We start from the raw sequence: 3627 nt of genomic DNA, 5'->3' as shown, positions 1-3627 counted from the left end.
ATGATTAAAATGAATAATAAAGTTAAAGTTTGAGGCTCGCTACCAAGTCATCTACCGCCTGACATGATGCCAAAGGTAGAGCGGGCTGCTCCTCATCTAATGTTCAGGCCTTCACCCTGTCCCATCCATTACGATGGGCATTTGGCTACTATGCCGTCTGCTGACTTCTGTTTAATCACTTAAATGGTTGCCCAAACAAGCGCCGTGCTTCTTATTGCGTTGCTATCAAATTCGCTCGAATCCTGATTGATAGCCACCAGGTCGCCTGGACATTTCAATCAGTTGCCCGCTGACTTATTTCAAACAATAACAATTACTGCATGTTAAACAGATCTCCCCAGATAAGAACGTAAACTGTCACGACACTGCCTTGCCATTTACCGTATCTCGCGAACCTGCGGGTTTCGTTATCATTGGCTAACTCACCCCTGAGACTCGGCCTTCTATGACATTCTTGTTCATAGACTCGTCGTTTTGCACTCGGGCTTCCTTCTCACATCCCCTCACGAGTTTGCAATTGCCGTCGGCTAGTAGTTATAATCACCTTAAACACTAGGTGAAGTAGGTTCTCCTACAGGGGACTTTCACCCCATTAGTTTACGCCCATGCTGGGCGTACCAATTTGGTCCACTTGACCGTTGGCAGCGCAGATTTTTTGCTAAGCTCATCGTTTATCAAAGTTCAGTGTTCTTGCAGAGTTCACCGAATATCTGCCAACGTCAAGTGACCATGGCGTTACATTTCAAAATCTATTGAGGGTTTCCTGGTTTGCTTGGCTTGGGCGCAATCGCTTGTGATAGCTTATCGTGTTTCCTTTCCTAACTTTTTCACCCTTTATCATTGGCTGGAACGGTTGAGTATGAGGTAGCAGGGCTAAAAGTATCAGGCATTTTACTGCTTGGAAGGGCTTTATTTTTATCAGCGGTGCAGTTTAAATAAGCTCTTAAACCCTGTTTTTCAGGGTATTACTGATCAGTAAGATTACATCAAAAGTCAGTGGCATTGTTAAGCCAGCCCTGCTACAGTAAAAGCATTTAAGAATCGTTGGTTGAGCGACTGAGCATGGATTGAAGGTTAACGAATATCGAAATGTAACAATTTGGTCCACTTGACCGTTGGCCGCGCAGATTTTTTTTGAAGGTCATTTTTTATCAAAGTTCAGTGTTCTTGCAGAGTTCACCGAACATCTGCCAACGTCAAGTGACCATGGCGTTACATTTCAAAATCCATTGAGGGTTTTCTGGTTTGCTTGGCTTGGGCGTAATCGCTTGTGATAACTTATCGTGTTTCCTTTCCTCGCTGTTTCACCCTTTATCATTGGCTGGAGCGGTTGAGTATGAGGTAGCAGGGCTAAAAGTATCAGGCATTTTACTGCTTGGAAGGGCTTTATTTTTATCAGTGGTGCAATTCAAACAAGCTCTTAAATCCTATTTGCAGGGCACTAACTTGCTGGTAGGACTTACATCAAAAGCCGGTAGTATTGTTAAGCCAGCCCTACTACAGTAAAAGCATTTAAGAATCGTTGGTTGAGCGACTGAGCATGGATTGAAGGTTAGTGAATATCGAAATGTAACCATTCAATCCAGCTGACCGTTGGCCGCGCAGCCCGCTTCCAAAGGTCATTTTTTATCAAAAGTCAGTGCATTGTCGGAGTTCATCGAATATCTGCCAACGGCATCTGATTTTGGCGTTATAACCCTAAAGGGACATAGGTATGAAATTAGAATCTGTTGAGATTGAGAATTTAAGGTGTTATCAAGAGCTGATTAAAGCGAAAATAGATGGTTTAACAACATTTATAGGTAAAAATGACATCGGGAAATCTACGGTGTTAGAGGCATTGGAGATATTTTTTAATAATGATACCGTTAAAATCACTCAGGGAGATGCAAACATCCATAGTGGAACTTCGCTTGTATCAATAACCTGTGAGTTTTCAAGTCTTCCCCAAACACTTGTTCTAGATAGTGGCTCAGAAACCTCTTTGAGCGAAGAGTATCTATTGACGAAAGATGGAAACCTAAAGGTAAAGAAGGTATTCGATTGTGGGAAAAAAACACCAACATGTGAAGTTTTCATTGTTGCAGAACATCCGCGTGCAAGTGGAGTTAATAATCTTTTAGAGTTAAAAGAAAAAGATTTACAATCTATTGTAAAAAAAGAAGGAATTGATTGCCCATTGAAAGGCAACCCGATTATGCGAAAGGCTATCTGGTCATCAACTAAAGAATTAGATTTAGGGATAGTTGAGTTACCAGTAACAAAACCCAAAGAAGATAGTAAAAGAATTTGGGAGCAAATTGACAAATATTTACCGCTATATGCACTTTTTCAAAGCGACAGAAGCAGCAAAGATTCTGATGGGGAAGTGCAAGACCCTATGAAATCAGCGATTGCTGTGGCAATTTCTGAAGTGCAAGATGATATTAATTCTATACAAAAGAGAGTTCAATCTCGCACTGAAGAAATAGCCAACAATACCCATGAAGCACTGAAAAAAATAGATTCTAACTTAGCTAAAGATTTGAAGCCAGAGTTCACACCACCAACACCTGCCAAATGGATTGGATTGTTTTCCGTAAATTTAACGACAGATGGTATCCCACTTAATAAACGTGGCAGTGGAGTACGTAGGTTAATATTGGTTAGTTTCTTTAAAGCGGAAGCAGAGAGGTTGCTGACTAAAGGCAACAAAAAAAGCATAATCTATGCAATTGAAGAGCCTGAAACATCGCAGCATCCAAACAACCAAAAAATACTACAACAATCCTTTATGGAATTAGCCAATGAAGTAAATTGCCAAGTAATATTGACAACTCATAGTCCTGGATTCGCTAGTGATCTTCCAATGGAAGGTATTCGATATATAACTATAAATGAAAATTCCAAACATGAGATTCAGTCAGGTGTTGACGTTTTAAATGAAGTTGCAGAGGCATTGGGCATAACGCCAGATAGTAGGGTCAAAGCATTAGTTTGTGTTGAAGGGCCAACTGATGTGAATGCACTTAAGGAATTAAGTAAAATTCTTCACTTTGAAAATAATAGCCTGCCTAATTTAGCAACAGATGATCGAGTTGCTTTTATTGTATTAGGTGGTGGAAATCTAAAGCACTGGGTAAATAACAATTACTTAAAGGGATTAGGAAAACCAGAATTCCATATATATGATGCAGATGTCCCTAGCTATTCGGAATCTGCTAATGAAGTTAATCAGCGCGGCGATGGCTCAAAAGGTTTTATTACTCTAAAGCATGAAATAGAAAGTTATCTACATACAGATGCAATAAAAGTTGCTTTTGGTGTTGAAATTGAAGTGACTGACCATCCGAATGAAGAAGGTGAAGCAACACCAAAGGTTTTTGCAAAAGCATATTCTTCACTGAAAGGTTTTGATGGTGTTATGGGCGATAGCAAAGCTAAGATGAAACTATCTGATAAAGCATTTTCAGAAATGACAGTGGAAATGATTAAAGAAAGAGACCCTAATGGTGAAATAGAAGGTTGGCTCAGAGTAATCGGCGAAGCAGTAAGTTAATATGAAAAAGGGTTATAACGAATAAGGTTAGATTGTGATCGCGAAGCGAGCCACAATCTGAACCGTTTGTTGGACAAGCCCGGTTTACC

1 protein-coding gene is annotated in these 3627 nt (G+C 40.2%); it reads left to right on the top strand.

All coding sequences use genetic code 11. From position 1 onward, the window contains the following. Positions 1–1714: 1714 nt before the first annotated feature. Positions 1715–3538: an ATP-binding protein gene (locus BQ7314_RS11635; RefSeq protein ID WP_174483861.1), complete on the top strand. Its 1824-nt coding sequence runs from the start codon at positions 1715–1717 to the stop codon at positions 3536–3538. Positions 3539–3627 lie beyond the last annotated feature (89 nt).

This window comes from methanotrophic endosymbiont of Bathymodiolus puteoserpentis (Logatchev) (assembly GCF_900128525.1).
In the GTDB taxonomy this organism is placed as follows: Bacteria; Pseudomonadota; Gammaproteobacteria; order Methylococcales; family Methylomonadaceae; genus Methyloprofundus.
Note: the sequence above shows the minus strand (reverse complement) of the source record. Positions and strands in the feature narration are given on the sequence as shown.

Bases quoted from the DNA above. Each gene is read 5' to 3' on its own strand.
- BQ7314_RS11635 (WP_174483861.1), top strand. From the start codon at position 1,715: ATGAAATTAGAATCTGTTGAGATTGAGAATTTAAGGTGTTATCAAGAG.